This is a genomic window from Gluconobacter sp. P1D12_c, assembly GCF_018812105.1.
GTDB lineage: Bacteria > Pseudomonadota > Alphaproteobacteria > Acetobacterales > Acetobacteraceae > Gluconobacter > Gluconobacter oxydans_A.
In genome coordinates this window covers 1-487 of the sequence record NZ_JACSIQ010000362.1, presented here as the reverse complement: position 1 = coordinate 487, position 487 = coordinate 1, and the positions used below count along the sequence as shown (strand labels likewise).

Sequence of the window (487 nt, the reverse complement as noted above, 5' to 3'; positions counted from 1 at the left end):
ATTCGACACCTACCTTCTTCCGGAAGCCACGTTTGCAGCGATGCGCGCGCAAGGACCGTTGCCTCTGGCGATCAATGCTACGGCTGACACGTTCCTTTCTCAACGGCGTGCAGTGCTGGAAACCGCGCTGAACCGGGTGACGGCTCTTGCCAGGAAGGGCGAGTTGTCACAGGTCCGGCTTGATGCACATGGTCTTGTGATTTCGCCTCTGAAAGCAATTACACCCCCTGCTGTGGAAGAGTTGAGGCGGGCGGCTTACGACCGGCTGCCACGCATCAAGATTACTGATCTTCTGCTGGAAGTGGACCGCTGGATCAGCTTCACCGACTGCTTTACCCATCGCCGTTCCAGCCGTGTCGCGGATGACAAAAACGCCCTGCTGACGGTGATCCTGGCGGATGGGATTAATCTTGGTCTGACACGCATGGCCGACACCTGTCAGGGTGCCACCCTGCGCCAGTTGGCGCATCTGCATGACTGGCATATC

1 protein-coding gene is annotated in these 487 nt (G+C 58.3%); it reads left to right on the top strand.

The features are described 5' to 3' along the window. A partial coding sequence (locus KP705_RS17190) for a Tn3 family transposase (protein WP_215765149.1) occupies positions 1-487 on the top strand: 487 nt, incomplete at both ends.